This is a genomic window from Blastococcus saxobsidens (genome assembly GCF_002938435.1).
GTDB lineage: Bacteria > Actinomycetota > Actinomycetes > Mycobacteriales > Geodermatophilaceae > Blastococcus > Blastococcus saxobsidens.
Genome location: NZ_POQT01000006.1, coordinates 121,305 through 139,173, shown reverse-complemented (window position 1 = coordinate 139,173; position 17,869 = coordinate 121,305). Strand labels below are relative to the sequence as shown.

Below are 17,869 nucleotides of genomic sequence, written 5' to 3'. Positions count from 1 at the left end.
TCAGCCGCCGAAGACCTGCTGGTACTCCGCGAGCACCGCGTCCTTGTCCGCCGCGATCGCGGCCCAGTCGGGGGAGACGACGGGCGCGCCGGGGGGCACGGTCGGGCCCTCGACGCCGGGCACGGTGGGGTAGGCGCCGGACGCCCCGAGCACCGTCTGCCCCTCCTCGCTCACCACGAAGGAGATGAAGCTCTTCGCGACGTCGGAGTCGGCGCTGCCCGTGGCGAGCGCGAGCGGGCCGTAGACGGCCACCGCTCCGGGCTCGGGCCAGACGACGTCGACCGGCGAACCGTCCTCCTTCGCGGCGTACGCAGAGTTGGCGATGGTGATCCCCGCGTCGTAGATTCCCTGGGCCACGCCGGTCGTGACCGCGTCCGGCGTGCTCACCTGGACGGCCCCCCGGGCCCGCAGCCGTTCGAAGAAGTCGACACCGTAGGCGGGTTCGGCGGCGAACCAGCCGAGCGCGCCGAGCGCCGAGGCGGCCACGGCGGGATCGGGCACCGCGAGCGAGGTGTACCCGTCCTCGGCCAGGTCGGACCACGTCCGGGGCGCCGCGGTGTCCGTGCGGTGCACGGCCACCATGTAGAGCACGTGGCCACCCACGTAGTCGCGGGTGCGGAACTCGACGGGGACCGTGTCGGCACCCGGCGGCGTCCACCCGCCGACGAGGCCCTGGTCGACGAAGGCCTGCACGGTCAGCGGATCGCAGCCCCAGACCACGTCGGCGCGCAACCCGCCCGAACGCGCGTCGGCCGCCACCCGCGCGTTGAGTTCCCCGGTCGGTGCGCGGAACAGGTCGACCTGCCCGCCATCGGGACGGGCCTCGAACGCCTCGATCACCGGCTGGATCGACTGGTCGCTCAGACAGGTGTAGAGCGTGATGGGCTCGGCCCGTCCCGTACCGACGTCCGTCGCGCCGCTGTCGGCACCGCAGGCGGCGAGCAGCAGGAGCGCGACGGCGGCCGGGACGGCCGGCGCGGGGCGCCGGCGCCACTTCCCGTCCGGCTCCGCGACCGACTCCGACGGCACCGTCATCCCCGGCCGCCGGGGACGGTCAGGGGAGGGGCGCCCTCCGTGCCGTCGGCGACGGGGGAGGGGTCGCCGAGCTCGTTCTCGTACATGTCGCCGAGCGTCTGCAGGTCGGCCAGGATCTCCTGCGCCGCGCGCTCGTCGATCGCCTCGACCACGAACCCGGCGTGCACCAGCACCCATCCACCGACCTGGGCCGAGCCGGGGCCCTCGAGCCCGACGAGGGCGGCGGAGACGTCGCGCCGGACCCCGTCGACGTCGACCGTGACGCGCTGCTGCGCCACGTCGCTGATCTCCACGATCCGGCCCGGGAGGCCGAGGCACATGGGCGGCTCCTCGCGATGGTGCGCTCACTCTAGGCACCGCTATGTGTTCCACGCCACTATCCGGCTGACCAGTGGGTCTCTATCGTCCGGCCCGTGCGGGTGGCGTTCGTAGGCAAGGGTGGTGCGGGCAAGTCCTCGCTGGCCGGCGCCTTCGCCCGCCTGCTGGCGAGGACGGGCGAGCGGGTGCTGGCGCTGGACTCCGATCCGATGCCGGGGCTGGCCTTCGCGCTGGGGACGCCGGGGTCGGACGCCGGCCTGCCCGACGACGTGGTCGAGGAGTACGAGGAGGACGGCCGCCGGCGCTACCGGCTGCGGGCGGGCCTGACCGGCTCGGGCGTAATCGAGCGCTACGCCGTCCAGGGCCCCGACGGCGTCCGGTTCCTGCAGTTGGGCAAGGCCCGCGGCCCGCGGTGGGACAACACGCCCGCGCACTTCGGCTTCCAGCGCGTGCTCGACGACCTCCCGGGGGAGGGGTGGAGCATCGTGGGCGACCTTCCCGGTGGCACCCGCCAGCCGTTCATGACCTGGGGCCGCTACGCCTCGACCTTCCTGGTCGTGGTGGAGCCCGGACCCGCCTCACTGCTCACCGGCCGGCGGCTGACCCGGCTCGCGGCCATGGCGGGGAGCCCGCGGGTGCTGGCCGTGGCGAACAAGGTGCACGGCAGCGACGACGCGCGGCGGGTCGCCGAGGGGACGGGGCTCCCGGTCGTCGGGGCGGTTCCGTTCGACCCCGGCGTGGCGGCCGCTGCCCGAGCCGGCGTCCCGCTGCTGGACCAGGCCCCTGACGGGCCGGCCGCTGCGGCAGTACGGTGCCTTGTCGAGGCGCTCCGGTCGAGGGAGGCGGCATGAAGGTCGCGGTGGTCGGCAAGGGTGGTTCCGGCAAGACCACGACGTCGGCGGTCCTGGCGCGCACGTTCGCCCGCTCCGGGCGCAGCACCCTGGCCCTGGACTGCGACAGCAACCCCAACCTGGGCATCTCCCTCGGGCTGGGCGAGGCGGAGACCGAGCGGCTGGTCACCGTGCGGGAGGCGGTCGACGCGGGCGAGACCGAGCACGCCGTCAGCGTCGACGACCTCGTCGACCGGTTCGGCGTGGATGCCCCGGACGGCGTGCGGCTGGCCGTGGTGTCGGCGATCCAGAACCCGGAGCCGGGCTGCCCGTAGTGCGGGGTCTCACCTGAGCAGTTGCTCGGGCAGCTGGAACAGCCCGGCGGGATCATCGTCGCCGACTTCGAGGCGGGGCTGGGCACCGTCCTCCGACTCGGCGACACTCCGGTGGACGTCGTCGTCGTGGTGGTCGAACCCACGGCCGCGTCGCTGGAGGTGGGTCGCCGTGCCGCGGAGTCCGTGACGCTGGCCGGGCTGGGCCGGGTGGTCGTGGTCGCCAACCGCGTGCGGGACGACGCGGACGAGCAGCGGGTGCGGGCCGCCTTCCCCTCCTGCGAGGTGGCCGTCGTCCCGGAGGACGAGGCGGTGGTCACCGCCGAGCGGCAGGGGGTGGCGCCGCTGGACGCGGCACCGGACGCCCCCGCCGTCGGCGCACTGGCCGGCCTGGCCACCCGTCTGCTGCGAGCGCAGGCGGCCTGAGCGCAGGTCTCACGGGCGGGGGAGGAGCCGGGCGGCGGCGTCGTCCAGCGCGGCGACGACGGTGTCGAGTTCCCGCGCGGCGGCGGGCGAGACAGTCGGAGTGCTCGTGATCCCGGCGCGGTCCTGCTCGGCCACCTCGGCGTCGTAGGGGAGGACGGCGATCAGCGGGACGCCGTCGGCGGCGAGCGCGCCGCGGAGGAACTCCGCGTCCTCGGCCGTGCGTGCCTTGTTGCCGACCGCGAGGACCTGCGGGATCCCGAGCTCACCGGCCAGCGCGGCGGTCCGGACGGCGGTGAGCACCGACTTGCGGGTCGGCTCGCAGACCACGAGCAGCAGGTCGGCGTGCGCCAGGGTCCCCCCGGCCCGGCTCAGGTGCTCGAGCCCGGCCTCCATGTCCACCAGGGTCAGATCGACGTCCTCGAGGGCGTCGGCGAGCAGGCTGCGGACGGTGGCGTGCCCGCCGCAGGTGCAGCCGGCGCCGGCCGCGGCGACCCTGATCGCGGAGAGCAGCGTCGGTCCGGCGGGCGTGGACCGGCCGTACTCGGCCAGCAGCTCGCCGGCGGAGGCCCCGGCGCCGTTGCCCATCACGGCGCTGCGCGGCAGCACCGGCACGGCGTCGGTCTCCTCCGGCGACAGTCCGAGCGAGAGGCCGAGGTTCGGGTTCGAGTCGGTGTCTATGGCCACGACCCGCCGTCCCCGGTCGGCGTACGCGCGGGCGAGCAGCGCGGCGACCGTGGTCTTGCCGACACCGCCCTTGCCGACCACGCCCAGGACCAGGGAACGCGGGCTCGTGACGGTGGCCATGGCGGTCTCCCGGGTTGTCCGCGACGGGTAGTGGCGTGGATCACCTACCAGGAGCACACTGCCAGCAGACCGCACTCCGTGTCGACCAGGGAGAACGCATGGTGGTCCTGTGGGTCATGAGCGCCATCGGGCTGCTCGTCGTGGCTCCGGTGGTCGTCGCTCTGGCGAGTTACGTGATCCGCCCGGCCCGCGAGGCGGTGCGCTACGCCGACGACATCCTCGAGCACGGCGTCGGCATCACCGTCGCGCTCGAGCCCGTGCCGGTGCTGGTCACCACCCGGGAACGGGTGGGAGACGTCACCGGCGCCGCCGTCGGCTACGTCACCGCACTCCGGCGGCTCGCCGCCCGGGCCTGAGGAGGCGCCGTGTCCGTCGCCGCCATCGCCGCACTGATCGTCACCGGGGTGCTCGTCCTCGCCCTGGCCGGCTACCTGCTGTGGGTGGTGCTGCTGCTCCGCCGGCTGACCGACACCCTCGGCAAGGTGGTGTTCGGGGTCGATGCCATCGCGCACCGGGTGCAGCCGGTCAACGGGTTGGTCGGCGAGATCAACGGGGACCTGGCCGCCGTCGCGGACGCACTCGAGGACCTGGCGGTCGAGCTGCAAGGTGTCCCCGCGGCCCGGGCGTCCTGATGGGCGCGGGATGGGAATCGAGGGGAGAGCTCATGGCGGTGCAGTTCCGGTGCAGCGACGTGGGGGTCGCCTGCCGGCACGTGACGCGGGCCGAGACCCCCGAGGCGCTGGTCGCCGCCGTCGCCGAGCACGCGAAGGCCCGGCACGGGGTCACGCTGAACGACACCCTGGTGGACTACGCCGTCACCAAGGTGCGCCCGGCTCGTGAGTGATCCGCCGGTCCGGGAGACGGTGCCGGCCGTCGAGGAGTCGCTGGCCCGGCTGGGCCCGCTGCTGGACCGACTCGAGGAACTGCTCGGCGACATCGAGGCGCTCGACGACGACGTCCGCGGCCGGGTGTTCGAGCTGCTCGACGGTGTCGACGCGGTACACCGGCTGGCCGTGACGCGCCTGGCCGCCGGCCTGGGCCCCGGCCTGGCCGAGCAGCGTCGGGCGGACGCGGCCGTCGACTGGCTGTTCGAGGCCTACGGTGTCGGCGTCGACGACGTCGCCGCAGCGGAGGCGGCGCTCGAACAGGTCCGCCCGTACATCGCCGGGCACGGGGGCGCGGTCGAGGTGCTGGGGATGGATGACGGCGTCGTCCGGGTCCGGATGTCGGGGACCTGCTCGGGGTGCACGTCCGCGGGGGAGACGTTGCGGCAGGGCGTGGAGGTGGCGCTGCGGGAGAACCTCCCCGGCTTCGTCGCGCTGGACGTGGCCCCGGACGACGGCGCGCCGGCGCATCCGCCGCCCGGCTCCCCGCCGCCTCCTCAGGTGCTCCTGCAGATCACGCCTCGTCCGGGCGGGCCGGTACCCAGCCCGCCGCCTCCGTGGTGAGCAGCCGCCGCACCTCCCGGGCCGCCACGGGCACGGCCCGCCGCGCCGGCTCGCTCAGCCCGTGTCGCGGCTCGGCGGTGTCGGTGCTCTGGACGCCGACGATCCAGGTGACCGGTGGCAGCACGCCCAGCCCGCGGGCCACCATCAGCGCGCGCTCCGGGGAGGCCAGGTGCATGTCGGCCAGCTCGTCGCGTCGCTCGTGCACGGACAGGGTGGTGACGTCCCGCACGGTCGGGCGCTGCACGACGACCGTGCCGGCCGGCCGGCCCAGGTCCACGGTGTCGACGACCAGCAGCACGTCGACGCCGGTCAGCAGCTCCTGCACCAGGTGGATGCCGCCGATCCCGACGTCCAGCACCCGCGCGCCGGCGGGCAGCGGCTCCGCCCGCAGCGCCGCGGCCACGGCCGCCCCCACGCCGTCGTCCCCGCGCAGCACGTTGCCGAAGCAGGCCACGATCGCGCGCATCCTGCGCAGGATAGGCGCATGACGGCCGTACCGGACCGGGCCGGGGACCTGCGGGCGAGGCTGGCACGGTTCCCGGTGTCGCGCTATCCCGTGCAGCACGCGACCACCCAGTTCCACCTCGGCGCCGGCCGGCTCGCGGCCGGCGACACGACCGGAGCCCTCGACGCCCTGACCGTGGCCCGCGCGGTCTTCGGGGAGACCGGGATGCGGCTGGAGGAGGCGAAGGCCGGCACCATGCTCGGCATCGCGCTGCGCGGTGCCGGCCGCCACGACGAGGCCGCGGCGATCCTGACCGCGGCGGCCGACGGGTTCTCGGCGCTGGGTCGGCCCGCGGAGGAGGGGGCGGCGCGGCACAACCTCGGGCTGGTCCTAGCCGATGTCGGGGACCGTGCCGGTGCCTGCGCCTGCTGGGAGCGGGCGCAACGGCTCTTCCTCGAGAGCGGGCAGCTCGCGCAGGCCGCGGCAGCGGCGCGGGAGCACGGCGCCGCCCTGCTGACCGCCGGCGAGCCGGCCGCGGCCGTGACGCTGCTCGACGAGGCGGTCGGTGCGGCCGAGCGGGCCGACGACGTCGTCGGGCTCGGTGCCGCGGCGAACGTCCTCGGTCTCGCCCATCTCGCGCTGGGGGACGTGCCCGCAGCGACGGCCGCCTTCCGCCGGGCGCTCGCCGCCTCCCCGCGATCGGTGCGCCCGGCCGAGTACGCGATGGTCAAGGCGAACCTGGCCCTGGCCGCCGCCCGCGGTGGCGACGCCGTGCGCGCCCGGCTCGCGGCCCGGCAGGCGCTGGCGGTCCCGGCCGCGGCACCGCCGGTCCGGGATCAGGCGGCGGAGGTGCTCGCCGCCCTGCCACCGGCGGACGACGACGTCATCGCCGTCCTCGACAGCGAGTCCCGGGACCGCTGGACGCCGGTGCTCCGCGAGGAGGTCCTGCGCCTGGTTGATGCGTCGCCGGGCGAGCGGGACGCCACCGTACGGACCTTCCTCGACGGGCTGATCGACCGTCCCGCCGATGCCTACGCCCTGGCCGAGAGCCTGCTCTCGGTGGTGCTGGAGCTGCCACCGCGCGGCTACGAGGGCCTGGTGAACGCGGTGGTGCACGGCTGCGCCGGCCGACGGGAGCCGGACGAGGAGCGGTTGCGCGCGGTGCTCGCCTCGGCCATGGCCCGGTTCGCGATGCCGCAGTGGCAGCGGCTGGCGGCCTCGCTGAACGCGGCCGCGGCGGCCTGCGGGGAGCCGGGAGGCTGGCGGTGAGCACCCCCTCCTCCACCGATCTGGCGCAGGAGGTGGTCGCCGCCGCGCTGCGCGACCGGCCGGTGCGCTGCTATCCCGCCCTGCTGTCCACCGAGGCCGAGGCCATGGCGTGGGCCCGGTCGGGCGGCCCGGCGGGCGCCGTCGTCGTCGCGGACTACCAGGCGGCCCCGCGGGGGCGCGCCGGGTGGCCGTGGCAGGTCCGGCCGGGCCGCGGCCTCGGGGTCAGCGTTCTCCTGCGGCCGGAGCTGCCGGCCGAGCGGGAGGGCTGGCCCTACCTCCCGGGAAGCCTTGCGCTGGCGGACGCCCTGGCGCGGCCGGACGCCGTGCTGGAGTGGCCGGACGCCGTGCTCGAGCAGGGATCGGGCCGGGTCCTGGCGCAACTGGGAGTGCACGGCGAGGTGGGGGACGGGAGCGTCGACTGGGCCACCGTGAACGTGCTGCTGGAGGACGCCGCGCCGCCCCGGGCGCCACTTCTGGCCGCGTTGGTGGCCGCGCTCGACCACCGCCTCGGGCGGCCGGCCGACGAGGTTCTCGGGGAGTACCGATCCGCATGCGCCACTCTGGGGCGGGCCGTTCGCGCGCGGCTCCTCCCGCTGGGCCCCGACGGTCCCGAGGTCGTCGGGAAGGCGGTGGACGTGCTGGCCGACGGCGCGCTGGTGATCGCGACACGGAACGGGAGGCGGGTCGCCGTCCCACCGCAGAACCTCGGCCTGCTGGAGGCGCCCGCCGCCCCGGCGCAGGTACCGCCCGACGTGCTCGGCCGGCCGGTCGGCTAGGGGACCGCCCGCGCGGTCACCGCCTCCAGCGCCTGCACGCGGTCCAGCTCCTCGACCAGCGCCCACCACAGGCCCCAGTCCCGGTGGTCCATGCCCTCGCTGGCCGGCTCCGTGGCGATGGTCAGCCGCAACCGGTCCCGCAGGGCGAACGTGGCGCCCCAGCCGCCGGTCCGGTCGACGTGGTGGAGCTCGTCGAGCAGCCGGTGGACCGCAGTGAGAGCCGGGGAGGGAGCCAGCCGGCACCCGGTGACGAGGGGGCGCAGCTCGTCGGCCAGCTGCAGCAGGGGCTGGCGGCGCAGCTCGGTGCGGACGACGTCGAGGGCCACCTCGAGACCCGCCTCGGCGGCCGGGCTGAGCGGCTTCCCCGGCGCGGTCCGCGCCGGTTCGACCTCGACGGCAACCGTCCGGCCCGGAAGGGCGCCCAGCGCCGCGGCGACCTCGACGACGAGGTCGACGTGGATGTATCCGACCACCGCGTCGCCGATCGCAGCCTGCAACTCCGCCGGATCCAGCTGCGGCGGCTCGACCCGGCGGCGGGTGACCGCGCCGGGCGCCCGGTCGCGCCGCACGGCGGCGACCAGCACCAGCGCCTCCGGGGCCAGTTCCTGCAGCCGCTGGGCAACGGCCACCGCGCCGTAGTGCAGTTCCTCCACCAGTACCCCGGGCCCCAGCGGCTCGGCGACCAGCCGCTCGACGGCGAGCCGGCCCAGGTCCAGGTCGCCCTGGAAGAGCTCGCCGACCCCGCCGACGAGGACGGTCACGGGGGCGGGCGCCGGCTCAGTCGGCGCCGCACGAGCAGGTGTTCACGTCCCGCACGACCTCGCCGTCGCCGGTATAGGCGTGCGTCGTGCACGGCATGCACGGGTCGAAGCTGCGGATGGTGCGCAGCATGTCGATGCTGGTGAAGCGGGCCGGGTCGGAGACGTCCTCGATGATCGGCGTGTTCATGACCGCCTCCTCGTACGGCCCGGGCTGACCCCACGGGTCGCGCGGCGAGGCGTTGATCGTCGAGGGGGTGCAGATCTGGTAGTTGGTGATCTTGCCCTTATCCATCACCAGGTGGTGCGTGAGCCAGCCGCGTCCGGCGCCCCACCAGCCGACGCTGCGGCGCTCGTCCATCGGGATGGCCCTCTCCAGCTCCTTGGGGTTCAGGGCGGCAACCCGCGTCTCGCCCTGCTTCATCAGCTTGTAGGCCTCGAGCAGGCTCTCCAGCGCGACCAGCTGGCTGAACAGGTAGTGGTAGGCCCGGCCGCGGTTGCGCTCGAAGGCGTTCCACCGCACCGGCGCGTGCCATTCCACCTCGCGCTCGCCGCTCTCGCCCTTGGGGATCACGAACCGCATGCTCGAACCCGTGGCCGACATGAACTGGCTCTCCGGCATCTTCTGGGCCATCGCGGTCACTAGCAGCCGGCTGTAGCACCCGGCCTCCACGACCTGACGGTCCCAGCGCGGCGTGCAGGCCCAGGTGTACTTGTCCTTCCAGTCGCGGGCGCCCGGTTTGGGCAGCGTGCGCTTGTTCCACGGGTGGTAGGGCGAGATGGGGTTGCCCAGCATGTCCGTCTCGTAGCGCGTGGTGGCGGATTCCTCGTAGTACGAGTGCTCGACGAACTCCTCCCAGCCGATGTTGATATCGGTCAGCCGGGTGGTCAACAGCTCGCCGCCGATGACCACACCCGGGGTCGACCAGCGCTTCTCGCCCCACGCGTTGCAGTTCTCGTAGGTGGCGTCGTAGGCGTAGGGGTCGTCCCAGTACCCCGGGTCGATGTGGTTGGTCGGCCGGTAGCCGACGAACTGGTAGCGCTCGTCCGCTTCGTAGAAGAACGCCGGGATGTCGTCCCAGACGGCCAGCATCCGCTGCGCGTAGTCGAAGATCTTGCCGAGCCGGGAGTGGAACTCGTTGAGCGTCTGCAGCGTCAGCGTCGTCGACACCCCGCCGGGCACCACGTTCTCGGGGTGCGGGTACTTGCCCGTGAGCAGTACGACCATCTCGCGCGACAACCGGGTGAACTCCAGCCCCTCCCGGTAGAGCTGGCCGGTGAGCGGGTTCAGGGCGGCGGCCAGGTCGGCCATCGTGGTGTACCCGTGCACGTCGGCGTTGGGGCAGCGCCAGGACTCCGCCTTCGGCCAGAGCTCCGGGTTCGAGGCCTTGAGGATCACCTCGGAGTAATCGGGTCCGGCCAGCAGGTAGAGGTGCAGCGGGTTGTCATAGCCCATCTCCGCCGCCTCGGTCATGTTGCGGACGACGGTCCCCATCGGCGGCGGGCAGATGCCCATCGCCGACTCGATCGCGTAGGCCGCGGCATGTGCGTGCACCCCGCCGCAGACCCCGCACGCCCGGGAGGACACGAAGATGGCGTCCCGTGGGTCGCGGCCCATCAGGATGACCTCGTACCCGCGGAAGAGGGTGGCCTGCGCGTGCGCGTCGAGGTAGGCCTGCTTGTCCGTGTCGGCGGTCACGTGCACGGCCAGGGCCCCCGCGATGCGGGTGACCGGGTCCATGTTGAGGTCCTTGATGTGCCCGTTGGCGGCGACCAGGCGTTCGATCCGTTCCCGCCGCTGGTCCTCGGTCAGCGCGACGTCGGGCTTGGCCACGGTGACGTCGTACGGGTTGGGGATCCCCCCGCGCAGCGTCGCGTTGCCGCGCTCGTCGAACTCGACCGGCAGGGTCTTGAAGCACATCTGCGGGCGCTCCTGTCAGGTCAGACGCGGGGGTTCGGGCTGCCGCCGGCGGGGGCCTCGTCGCGCTTGCCCCAGACGTCGGCGTCGTTGCGGCCGGTGTCGTTCGCGCGGCGCACCTTGTCGTAGAACCGGTGGCCCACGTCGGCCAGCGCGCTCGGTTCGGACTTCTCCCGCGAGAAGGCGCTCGGCGAGGCGCCCTGCCGGTCCCAGCGGACCTCGCGGTTGAGGTTGTTGTTGCTGAACTTGCGTAGCGGCCGGATGAGGCTGCCGACCATCCGCGAGGCCGTCGTCGAGGCCAGCGACCCGGGTGGGCGCTTGTAGAACGGCGTGAATTTGTCGGGGAAGCCGGGCATGGTGCAGCCGATGCACGCGCCTCCGGCGTTCATGCAGCCGCCGACGTGGTTGATCATGCCGCGGGAGGTGATGTTGCAGTTCACGACCGGCCCCCAGCAGCCGATCTCGACGAGGCACTCCGGGTCGCCGAACTCCTCGGCGAACACGCCCTCCTCGTAGTACGCGCCGCGGACGCAGCGCCGGTGCACCGTCTCCCCGAACAGCCAGGCCGGGCGGCCCAGCTCGTCGAACTCCGGCAGCGGCCCGAAGCCCTGCAGGAAGTACAGGACGGCGGCCACCGTCTCGTTGAAGTTGTCGCCGATCGGCGGGCAACCGGGCACATTCACCACGGGCACGCCGAGCACGGAGCGGTAGTCCTTGCCGAGGAAGTCCATCAGGCTCATCGCGCCGGTCGGGTTGCCCTCCGCGGCCGGGACTCCGCCCCAGGTCGCGCACGTGCCGATGGCGATCATGGCGGCGGCCTTCGGGGCGAGCCGGGCGATCCACTCGGTGGCGCTCACCGGCCGCAGCTCACCGTCGGGGCCCCACGGCTCCTCGCCCTGGGCCGACCAGTAGCCACCCGCCCGCCAGGCCGCGACCTCATCCATGATCGAGCCCTCGAGGATGACGACGTAGGGGGCGTCGAGCTCGCCGAGGACGGCCTGCTCCGCGGCCCGCAGGTAGTGCGCTCCCGACTCGACGTTGAGCACCGGGTGGTGCAACGCGATGCGGGGGATCCCGGGATGGGCGCCGAGCAGCATGCTCTCCAGGCTGGGCGTGGTGCCTCCGGTGACGGCGACGCTGCAGCCGTCGCAGCTCGCCCCGGCGAACCAGAAGGCGTGCACCTTCTCCAGCGGGCCGAACCGCCCTGGCCGGGTCATCCCGCTGAGCAGGTCGTCGGTCATCGCCCGGGCCGGCATCCCGAAGTCGCCGAGGCTCTCGTAGTCGTGGTATCGGTCGACCGGGCCGAGCTCCTCGAGCAGCTCCTCGGCGGGCGTGCGGTCCTGCTGGCGGGGCGTCCTGGTCTGCCGGTCAGCCATCGTTGCTCCTGGTCACCGCACTGTGGGCTATGTCACACTAGCCCCTCAGTGTGGCGTGCACCTACTGGCTCTTCGCACGGACCCCAGCCGAGGTGGCGCGCCGCTCGGGGAGCGTCGAGGCGGCGGGAGGGCCGGTGGACGGCTGGATCATCGGGTACATCGCCGGCGTCGTCGTCGTGGCGGCGGTCGTCGTCCTCCTGCTCCTGATGATCGTCGAAGCGCGGCGGACGGCGGAGAAGGTCGACGCCATCGTCGCGGGCCTGCGCGCCGCACGGGACGGCACCGCCGGGCTGCGCGAGCTCGGCACGAGCATGAAGACCGCCGAGCGCATCGTCGACGCCGCGGCCGACGCGCGCGCCGCCCTGACGCCCGGGGACCGGTCGTGAGCGACCAGGGGTACTGGCTCCTCGCCCTCGCGCTGGGGCTGGTCGCCGCGGTGGTCGCGGTGGTGCTCCTCGAGACCTTCCTGCGCCAGGTGCACCGCATCGAGCGCGGCGCGGGCGAGGTCTGGGCGGCCGGCAAGCAGGTCGCGGCGAACACGGCGGCGACGTGGCTGCTGGGCGAGACGTCGCAGCGGCTGGACCGGCTGACCGAGGAGGCCGGCCGCCACGTCGACCTCCTCGGCCCCGCACCGGCCGGCCGGCACTCCTCCGACGGCGCAGGAGGAGCCCGATGACCGCGCTGCTGGTGACGCTCACCGTCGTAGAGATCGTGCTCGTGGTCGCAGTCCTCGCGTACTACTTGATCCGCATCGCCGCCTCGCTCCGGCGCAGCTCCGCACTCCTGGCCAAGGTGGCCTTCGGTGTGCGCGCCATCGAGACGCAGTGCGGCGCCATCGGCCCGTCGGCCCTGCAGATCAACGACCAGCTCTCCGGTGTCGCGGCAGCGCTCCGCGACCTCACCGAGCTGGCCGACGCCCGGGCGACCGGACGGGTACCGGCGGGGGAGGGCTGAGGTGGACGAGCTGCACCCGCCCAAGTCCGAGGCCCTCCGCGCCCTGTACTGGCGCAGCGAGATCCTGCAGCTCATGTACTGGCTGCGCGGCGAGGGCCTCGGTGAGGTGGTGGACGCCGCCCTGCTGCAGCGCTTCCTCGGCGTCGGCGCCGACGTCGGCGTCGGTTACCTGGGCCGGCTGGTCACCGAGGGGTACCTGGACGCCGTCGACGGCGGGTTCGTGCTCTCGGAGTCGGGGCTGGCCGAGGGGCGGACGGAGTTCGCGCTGAGCTTCGCCGACCTCACCCGCCCGGCCCACGGCGAGTGCAGCGCCGACTGCTGGTGCCACAACTCCGTCGAGGAGGCACTGGCTTGCGCGGCCGAGCGCGAGGGGCACGGCCCGGCATGACCGGGGAGACGGGGGAGGAGGTCCCGATCGGGCTGCCCCGCAACTACCTGCGCCCCTGCCTGCTGCTCCTGCTGGCCGAGGGGACCGCCCACGGCTACGAGCTCCTGGCCCAGATGGGCGGCCTCGGGATCGAACGGGTCGACCCCGGCGGGCTCTACCGGAGCCTGCGGGCCATGGACGAGGACGGCCTGGTCCGCTCGTCCTGGGAACCGTCGGCCTCCGGCCCGGCCCGGCGCACGTACACGCTCACCGACGAGGGCCGGGAGTGGCTGCACGTGCTCGCCGGGTCCCTGCGCGACGTCGCCCGGGCATTGGAGACCTACCGGGGCCGGTACGAGGCGATCGTCGGCGACCTCGACCGGTCCCGGTGAGGATTGCCGTTGCCGGCAAGGGCGGGGCCGGCAAGACGACGATCAGCGCCACGCTGGCCCGGCTGACCGCTCGGCGCGGCGGCCTCGTCGTGGCCGTGGACGCCGATGCCAATCCCAACCTGGCACCGGCGCTGGGCGTGTCCGCCCAGGTCGCCGCCGGCCTTCGGGCGGTTCCCCCCGCGCTCGTCTCCCGGCGCCGCGGCGGCACGGGGCTCACCGAGCCGGTCGAGTCGGTCCTCGACCGGCACGCCGTCCTCGCCCCGGACGGCGTCCGTCTGATGGGCATGGGCGCGCCCGCGCACGCGGAGGAGGGATGCCTCTGCTCGGCGCACGCCGTGGTCGCGAGCCTGCTGGAGGACCTCAGGGACGGTCCCGGCCGCACGGTCGTCGTCGACATGGAGGCGTCGCCGGAGCACCTCAGCCGCGGCACCGTGCGGCACGTGGACGTCGTCTGCCTCGTGGCCGAGCCGTACTACCGTTCGCTTGAGACGGTGCGTCGGATGGGCGCACTGGTGGCCGAGCTGCCCGTGCCCCGGACCGTCGTGATCGCCAACAAGATCCGGTCGGCGGCGGACGAGGAGGCGGTCACCGAGTTCTGCACCCGGCACGGGTTGGCCCTCTGCGGCACCGTGCCGTGGTGCGACGCGGTGACCGCCGCCGACGGAGCCGGCGTCCCGGTGGTCGACTGGCCGGGAACCGCGCCGGTGGTCGCCGCGGTCGAGCGGTTGGCAAGCAGGCTCGGGATCCCGGCAGGCAGCGTCGCATCGGACCGCGGAGCGGCGCGGAGGGGCTAGGGTCCGCGGCGCAGCGGGATCTCCGCCGGATGGATGCAGGCACAGAAATGGTCGCCGCCGGCGCGTGGCACGAGCTCTGGCACCACCTCGGGGCACTCCGCGGTGGCGATGCGGCAGCGGGTGCGGAACCGGCACCCTGAGGGTGGATCCGCCGGATCCGGCGGGTCACCGGTGGGCATCAGCGGCACTGAGTACCGGCAGCGGGGATCGGGCACCGGCACCGCGGCGAGCAGCGACCGCGTGTAGGGATGCATCGGATGGCCGAAGACCTGGTCGCGGGTGCCTGTCTCCACGAGCCGCCCGAGGTACATCACCGCCACCCGGTCGCTGAGGTCGCGGACGAGCGCCAGGTCGTGCGCGATCAGCAGGTACGCCAGGCCGAGCTCGCGCTGCAGGCGGCTGAGCAGGTCCGCGACCTGGGCCCGCACGGTGACGTCCAGGCTGGACACCGGTTCGTCGAGAACGAGGACCTCGGGTGACAGCGCCAGGGCACGGGCGATGCCGATGCGCTGTCGCTGCCCGCCGGAGAACTGCCCGGGCAAGCGCGCCGCCAGCCCCGGGTCCAGCCCCACCAGGTCCAGCAGGTCGGCCACCCGGCGGGCACCACCCTCGGCACGGAACCGCCCGGCGACCCGCAGCGGCTGCGCCACGATCTCACCGACGGTCATCCGCGGGTTGAGCGACGAGTACGGGTCCTGGAACACCATCGACAGGGAACGACGGATCACGCGCAACCGGCGACCACGTGCCTGCGTGATGTCGGTCCCGCGCAAGAGGACCGAACCCGACGTGGCGTCCACCAGGCGGAGCACCGTGCGGGCCAGGGACGTCTTGCCGCAGCCGGACTCGCCGACCAGCCCCAGCGTCTCGCCCGCCGCCAGCCGGAGGCTCACCCCGTCGACCGCACGGACCGTACGGTCCCCGGGCGTGCGGTAGTGCGTGACCAGGTCCCGGACCTCGAGCACGGCCGGCCCCCGGACCGGCTCCGGCCGTGGCGCGGCCGGCCGGTCGAGTCGCGGCACCGCCGACAGCAGGATCCGGGTGCAGGGGTGGCCGGGCGCGGCGAAGACCTCCACGGCGGGCCCGGTCTCGACGATCCGGCCGGCGCTCATGACCGCGATCCGGTCGGCCAGCTGCGCGACGACGCCGAGGTCGTGGGTGATCAGCACGGTGGCGGCCCCGGTCCCGTCGCGCGCCGCCCGGAGCACCTCCAGGATCTGTGCCTGGATCGTGACGTCCAGCGCCGTCGTGGGTTCGTCGGCCACGAGCAGCCGCGGCCGGTTCGCGATCGCCATGGCGATCATCGCGCGCTGGCGCATCCCGCCGGACCACTGGTGCGGGTAGTCACCGGCCCGTCGCCCGGGGTGCGGCACGCCGACCTGCTCCAGGAGCTCGATCGCCCGTCGGCACGCCACTCCCCGGGCGAGCGCACGGTCGTGGACCAGCAGCGCCTCGGCCACCTGGTCGACGACCCGGAAGGAGGGGTGCAGCGAGGTCATCGGGTCCTGGAAGACCATGCCGATCTCCCGGCCGCGCACCGATCGCAACGTCCGCCGGTCCATGGTGAGCAGGTCGCGACTTCCCAGCAGGACCGTGCCGCGGACCGTGCAGACCGGTGGCGCTGGGAGCAGGCCCGTGGCGGCCAGCACGGTCACCGTCTTCCCCGATCCGGACTCGCCGACCAGGCCGAGGGTCTCCCCGGGGGAGATGTCGAGGTCGACGCCGTGCACCACCGTCGTCGGCCGGCCGTGCACCCGGAACCGGACCACCAGGTCGCGGACGGACAGCACCGGACCGGCGGTCATCGTCGCCCCGCCAGAGCATCCACCAGGAGGTCGCCGAGCAGGTTGAGGGCCAGGACGACGAGCAGGATGGCCAGTCCGGGGAAGACGGTGAGCCACCAGGCGACACGCAGGAACCGCTGGGCCTCGCTGGCCAGCGTGCCCCAGCTGGTCACGTTGGGGTCGCCCAGACCGAGGAACCCCAGGCTCGCCTCGATGAGGATGACCTGGGCGACGACCAGGCCGAGCAGGGCCAGTGCCGGCGGCACGGCGTTGGGCAGGATCTCGCGGAGGGCGATCCGGAGACGTGACGCGCCGCCGACCACTGCGGCGTCGACGAACTCCCGGTGCCGCAGGGCGAGCACCTCGGCGCGGACGACCCGGGCGAGCAACGGCCACGAGGTGGCGCCCAGGACGAGGATGAGCCGGTCCAGACCGGGGCCGAAGAAGGCGATCACCACCAGCGCCAGGAAGAAGCGCGGTAGCACCTGCAGCGCCTCGGTGAACCGCATGAGGACGTCGTCCAGCCAGCCGCCGAGGAGACCGGACACCAGGCCCACGGCGGTGCCGATGACGGCCACGAGCGCCGCGACGCTGCCGGCGACGACCAGGGACGTCCGCGCGCCGTGGATGATCCCGCTGAGCAGATCGCGGCCCAGCGAGTCGGTACCGAGCAGGTGGTCGCCGGACGGGCCGGCCAGGGGTGGGCCGTCCACGGCGAAGGGATCGGTGGGTGCGAGCACCGGGGCGAGCGTTGCGACCAGCACCCAGAGCAGCACGAGCGACGCCCCGACCGCCCCGCCCGGCGTGCGCAACACCCGGCGGACCGATCCCGGAGCCGGCGCCGGTGTGCCCGCCTCCAGCCGTCCGGCGGCCGCCTCAGCCGTATCGGACACGGGGATCCAGCCAGCTGTAGAGCAGGTCGGTGAGCAGGTTGGCGACGACCACCGTGACGGCGACGAGGAGGAACACTCCCAGCACGATCGGGCCGTCGCGGTTCTGCATGGCCGTGACCAGCAGCCGCCCGAGCCCGGGCCAGCCGAACACGGCCTCCACGATGACGGCGCCGGCCACCAGGTGCCCGACCCGGCCACCGAGGACCGTGACCACCGGCAGCAACGCGCGGCGCAGGGCGTGCTTGCGGACGACGACGCCCTCGGCCACACCTTTCGCCCGGGCCGTCCGGATGTGGTCCTGACGCAGTTCGTCCAGCAGGCCGACGCGGGACAGGCGGGCGACGGCGGCCACCTCCTGACTGGTCAGGGCGAGCGCCGGCAGGGCCAGGTGGTGGGCGATGTCGAGCAGGCGGGGCAGCCCCGTGACGGAGCTCCGGGCATCCGTCATGCCCTCGACGGGGAACCAACCGGCGCCCAGTGCCAGTCCGAGGATGACCAGTTGCCCGATGAGGAACACCGGCGCCGCGTAGACCGTGAGCGCGGTCAGGTTGACCGCCGTGTCGGGCCAGCGGCCGTGGCGTCGTGCGCCGTAGATGCCCAGGGAGATGCCGACGACGGTGGACAGCACCAGGGCGGAACCGGTGAGCAGGACCGTGGCCGGCAGCCGTTCGGCGATCGCTTCCGCGACCGGGCGCCCCAGGACGTAGGACGTGCCCAGGTCGCCGCTCAGCACGTTGCCGGCGTAGATCACAAGCTGGGTCGGCAGCGGCTTGTCGAGCCCGAACTTCGCCCGGAGGTAGGCGTAGTACTCGGCGTCCCCGCTCTGGCCGGCGAGGGCCACGACCGGATCGCCCGGCGCCAGGTGGATCAGCAGGAACCCGGCCAGCAGGATCGCCGCCACGGTGAGCGGCAGCTGGGCCAGCCGCCGGACCAGGTAACGGCGGTTCACG

At 74.1% G+C, this 17,869-nt stretch carries 25 protein-coding genes; 15 read left to right on the top strand and 10 right to left on the bottom strand.

Annotated features, from left to right (window positions below; genetic code table 11):
* Positions 1–1,029 (bottom strand): extracellular solute-binding protein, encoded by a 1,029-nt coding sequence (locus C5507_RS05830; protein ID WP_158657521.1) that lies wholly within the window; start codon positions 1,027–1,029, stop codon positions 1–3.
* 2 nt (positions 1,030–1,031) lie between these two features.
* Entirely contained in the window at positions 1,032–1,355 is a 324-nt protein-coding gene (locus tag C5507_RS05825) for a HypC/HybG/HupF family hydrogenase formation chaperone (protein WP_104527624.1), read from the bottom strand.
* A 93-nt stretch (positions 1,356–1,448) separates the two neighbouring features.
* Here C5507_RS05825 and C5507_RS05820 point away from each other — a divergent pair, with 93 nt between their 5' ends.
* The 3 genes from C5507_RS05820 to C5507_RS05810 are packed head-to-tail and all read left to right on the top strand — an operon-like array spanning position 1,449 to position 2,941.
* Positions 1,449–2,204, top strand: coding sequence for a nucleotide-binding protein (locus C5507_RS05820; protein ID WP_158657520.1), 756 nt, complete (start codon positions 1,449–1,451; stop codon positions 2,202–2,204).
* Entirely contained in the window at positions 2,201–2,518 is a 318-nt protein-coding gene (locus C5507_RS05815) for a nucleotide-binding protein (RefSeq protein ID WP_104527576.1), read from the top strand. Before C5507_RS05820 ends, C5507_RS05815 begins: the two co-directional genes overlap by 4 nt.
* A gap of 21 nt (positions 2,519–2,539) precedes the next feature.
* The gene (locus C5507_RS05810) at positions 2,540–2,941 is read left to right on the top strand and encodes a hypothetical protein (RefSeq protein ID WP_104527575.1); all 402 of its coding nucleotides are present in this window, start codon (positions 2,540–2,542) and stop codon (positions 2,939–2,941) included.
* Positions 2,942–2,950: 9 nt separating this feature from the next.
* On the opposite strand, the gene C5507_RS05805 is transcribed toward C5507_RS05810, so the two are convergent.
* Positions 2,951–3,745, bottom strand: a complete 795-nt coding sequence (locus C5507_RS05805; protein WP_104527574.1) for a nucleotide-binding protein — start codon at positions 3,743–3,745, stop codon at positions 2,951–2,953.
* 98 nt (positions 3,746–3,843) lie between these two features.
* Between C5507_RS05805 and C5507_RS05800 the strand changes: the two genes are divergently transcribed.
* From C5507_RS05800 to C5507_RS05785, 4 genes are read left to right on the top strand one after another with little or no spacing between them, the layout of a single operon-like run.
* The gene (locus tag C5507_RS05800) at positions 3,844–4,101 is read left to right on the top strand and encodes a hypothetical protein (RefSeq protein ID WP_104527573.1); all 258 of its coding nucleotides are present in this window, start codon (positions 3,844–3,846) and stop codon (positions 4,099–4,101) included.
* Positions 4,102–4,110: 9 nt separating this feature from the next.
* Positions 4,111–4,377, top strand: a complete 267-nt coding sequence (locus C5507_RS05795; RefSeq protein WP_104527572.1) for a hypothetical protein — start codon at positions 4,111–4,113, stop codon at positions 4,375–4,377.
* Positions 4,378–4,409: 32 nt separating this feature from the next.
* On the top strand, positions 4,410–4,589 hold the full coding sequence (locus C5507_RS05790) for a DUF1059 domain-containing protein (RefSeq protein ID WP_158657519.1): 180 nt from the start codon (positions 4,410–4,412) through the stop codon (positions 4,587–4,589).
* Entirely contained in the window at positions 4,582–5,193 is a 612-nt protein-coding gene (locus C5507_RS05785) for a NifU family protein (protein WP_104527570.1), read from the top strand. Before C5507_RS05790 ends, C5507_RS05785 begins: the two co-directional genes overlap by 8 nt.
* Here C5507_RS05785 and C5507_RS05780 read toward each other — a convergent pair.
* On the bottom strand, positions 5,144–5,659 hold the full coding sequence (locus C5507_RS05780) for a hydrogenase maturation protease (RefSeq protein WP_104527569.1): 516 nt from the start codon (positions 5,657–5,659) through the stop codon (positions 5,144–5,146). The genes C5507_RS05785 and C5507_RS05780 overlap by 50 nt on opposite strands.
* A gap of 18 nt (positions 5,660–5,677) precedes the next feature.
* Here C5507_RS05780 and C5507_RS05775 point away from each other — a divergent pair, with 18 nt between their 5' ends.
* The gene (locus C5507_RS05775; RefSeq protein ID WP_104527568.1) at positions 5,678–6,907 is read left to right on the top strand and encodes a tetratricopeptide repeat protein; all 1,230 of its coding nucleotides are present in this window, start codon (positions 5,678–5,680) and stop codon (positions 6,905–6,907) included.
* The gene (locus C5507_RS05770; protein WP_130504194.1) at positions 6,904–7,683 is read left to right on the top strand and encodes a biotin--[acetyl-CoA-carboxylase] ligase; all 780 of its coding nucleotides are present in this window, start codon (positions 6,904–6,906) and stop codon (positions 7,681–7,683) included. Before C5507_RS05775 ends, C5507_RS05770 begins: the two co-directional genes overlap by 4 nt.
* On the opposite strand, the gene C5507_RS05765 is transcribed toward C5507_RS05770, so the two are convergent.
* Genes C5507_RS05765 through C5507_RS05755 form a run of 3 tightly spaced genes read right to left on the bottom strand, consistent with a single transcriptional unit; the run spans position 7,680 to position 11,735 of the window.
* The gene (locus C5507_RS05765; RefSeq protein WP_104527566.1) at positions 7,680–8,444 is read right to left on the bottom strand and encodes a hypothetical protein; all 765 of its coding nucleotides are present in this window, start codon (positions 8,442–8,444) and stop codon (positions 7,680–7,682) included. The genes C5507_RS05770 and C5507_RS05765 overlap by 4 nt on opposite strands.
* 16 nt (positions 8,445–8,460) lie before the next feature.
* On the bottom strand, positions 8,461–10,362 hold the full coding sequence (locus tag C5507_RS05760; RefSeq protein ID WP_104527565.1) for a nickel-dependent hydrogenase large subunit: 1,902 nt from the start codon (positions 10,360–10,362) through the stop codon (positions 8,461–8,463).
* Between the two features lie 20 nt (positions 10,363–10,382).
* The gene (locus tag C5507_RS05755; RefSeq protein ID WP_207225707.1) at positions 10,383–11,735 is read right to left on the bottom strand and encodes an NADH-quinone oxidoreductase subunit B family protein; all 1,353 of its coding nucleotides are present in this window, start codon (positions 11,733–11,735) and stop codon (positions 10,383–10,385) included.
* A gap of 134 nt (positions 11,736–11,869) precedes the next feature.
* Between C5507_RS05755 and C5507_RS05750 the strand changes: the two genes are divergently transcribed.
* From C5507_RS05750 to C5507_RS05725, 6 genes are read left to right on the top strand one after another with little or no spacing between them, the layout of a single operon-like run.
* A complete protein-coding gene (locus tag C5507_RS05750) occupies positions 11,870–12,121 on the top strand; it encodes a hypothetical protein (protein WP_104527564.1) in 252 nt (83 codons plus the stop codon).
* Positions 12,118–12,411, top strand: a complete 294-nt coding sequence (locus C5507_RS05745; RefSeq protein ID WP_104527563.1) for a hypothetical protein — start codon at positions 12,118–12,120, stop codon at positions 12,409–12,411. Before C5507_RS05750 ends, C5507_RS05745 begins: the two co-directional genes overlap by 4 nt.
* Positions 12,408–12,689, top strand: coding sequence for a hypothetical protein (locus C5507_RS05740; protein WP_104527562.1), 282 nt, complete (start codon positions 12,408–12,410; stop codon positions 12,687–12,689). Before C5507_RS05745 ends, C5507_RS05740 begins: the two co-directional genes overlap by 4 nt.
* Before the next feature lies 1 nt (position 12,690).
* Complete coding sequence (locus tag C5507_RS05735) at positions 12,691–13,077, top strand: hypothetical protein (RefSeq protein ID WP_104527561.1); 387 nt, start codon at positions 12,691–12,693, stop codon at positions 13,075–13,077.
* Positions 13,074–13,448, top strand: a complete 375-nt coding sequence (locus C5507_RS05730; protein ID WP_104527560.1) for a PadR family transcriptional regulator — start codon at positions 13,074–13,076, stop codon at positions 13,446–13,448. The genes C5507_RS05735 and C5507_RS05730 overlap by 4 nt, the downstream gene beginning before the upstream one ends.
* Complete coding sequence (locus C5507_RS05725) at positions 13,445–14,242, top strand: ATP-binding protein (protein ID WP_158657518.1); 798 nt, start codon at positions 13,445–13,447, stop codon at positions 14,240–14,242. Before C5507_RS05730 ends, C5507_RS05725 begins: the two co-directional genes overlap by 4 nt.
* Here C5507_RS05725 and C5507_RS05720 read toward each other — a convergent pair.
* The 3 genes from C5507_RS05720 to C5507_RS05710 are packed head-to-tail and all read right to left on the bottom strand — an operon-like array spanning position 14,239 to position 17,868.
* A complete protein-coding gene (locus tag C5507_RS05720) occupies positions 14,239–16,047 on the bottom strand; it encodes an ABC transporter ATP-binding protein (protein ID WP_104527558.1) in 1,809 nt (602 codons plus the stop codon). The two genes, C5507_RS05725 and C5507_RS05720, sit on opposite strands and share 4 nt — an antisense overlap.
* Positions 16,044–16,919, bottom strand: a complete 876-nt coding sequence (locus C5507_RS05715) for an ABC transporter permease (RefSeq protein WP_104527557.1) — start codon at positions 16,917–16,919, stop codon at positions 16,044–16,046. The genes C5507_RS05720 and C5507_RS05715 overlap by 4 nt, the downstream gene beginning before the upstream one ends.
* The gene (locus tag C5507_RS05710) at positions 16,903–17,868 is read right to left on the bottom strand and encodes an ABC transporter permease (RefSeq protein ID WP_104527556.1); all 966 of its coding nucleotides are present in this window, start codon (positions 17,866–17,868) and stop codon (positions 16,903–16,905) included. The genes C5507_RS05715 and C5507_RS05710 overlap by 17 nt, the downstream gene beginning before the upstream one ends.
* Position 17,869: the final 1 nt, after the last annotated feature.

Bases quoted from the DNA above. Each gene is read 5' to 3' on its own strand.
- C5507_RS05730 (WP_104527560.1), top strand. From the start codon at position 13,074: ATGACCGGGGAGACGGGGGAGGAGGTCCCGATCGGGCTGCCCCGCAAC.
- C5507_RS05805 (WP_104527574.1), bottom strand. From the start codon at position 3,745: ATGGCCACCGTCACGAGCCCGCGTTCCCTGGTCCTGGGCGTGGTCGGC.
- C5507_RS05740 (WP_104527562.1), top strand. From the start codon at position 12,408: ATGACCGCGCTGCTGGTGACGCTCACCGTCGTAGAGATCGTGCTCGTG.
- C5507_RS05775 (WP_104527568.1), top strand. From the start codon at position 5,678: ATGACGGCCGTACCGGACCGGGCCGGGGACCTGCGGGCGAGGCTGGCA.
- C5507_RS05800 (WP_104527573.1), top strand. From the start codon at position 3,844: ATGGTGGTCCTGTGGGTCATGAGCGCCATCGGGCTGCTCGTCGTGGCT.
- C5507_RS05780 (WP_104527569.1), bottom strand. From the start codon at position 5,659: ATGCGCGCGATCGTGGCCTGCTTCGGCAACGTGCTGCGCGGGGACGAC.
- C5507_RS05825 (WP_104527624.1), bottom strand. From the start codon at position 1,355: ATGTGCCTCGGCCTCCCGGGCCGGATCGTGGAGATCAGCGACGTGGCG.
- C5507_RS05755 (WP_207225707.1), bottom strand. From the start codon at position 11,735: ATGGCTGACCGGCAGACCAGGACGCCCCGCCAGCAGGACCGCACGCCC.
- C5507_RS05815 (WP_104527576.1), top strand. From the start codon at position 2,201: ATGAAGGTCGCGGTGGTCGGCAAGGGTGGTTCCGGCAAGACCACGACG.
- C5507_RS05790 (WP_158657519.1), top strand. From the start codon at position 4,410: ATGGCGGTGCAGTTCCGGTGCAGCGACGTGGGGGTCGCCTGCCGGCAC.
- C5507_RS05720 (WP_104527558.1), bottom strand. From the start codon at position 16,047: ATGACCGCCGGTCCGGTGCTGTCCGTCCGCGACCTGGTGGTCCGGTTC.
- C5507_RS05760 (WP_104527565.1), bottom strand. From the start codon at position 10,362: ATGTGCTTCAAGACCCTGCCGGTCGAGTTCGACGAGCGCGGCAACGCG.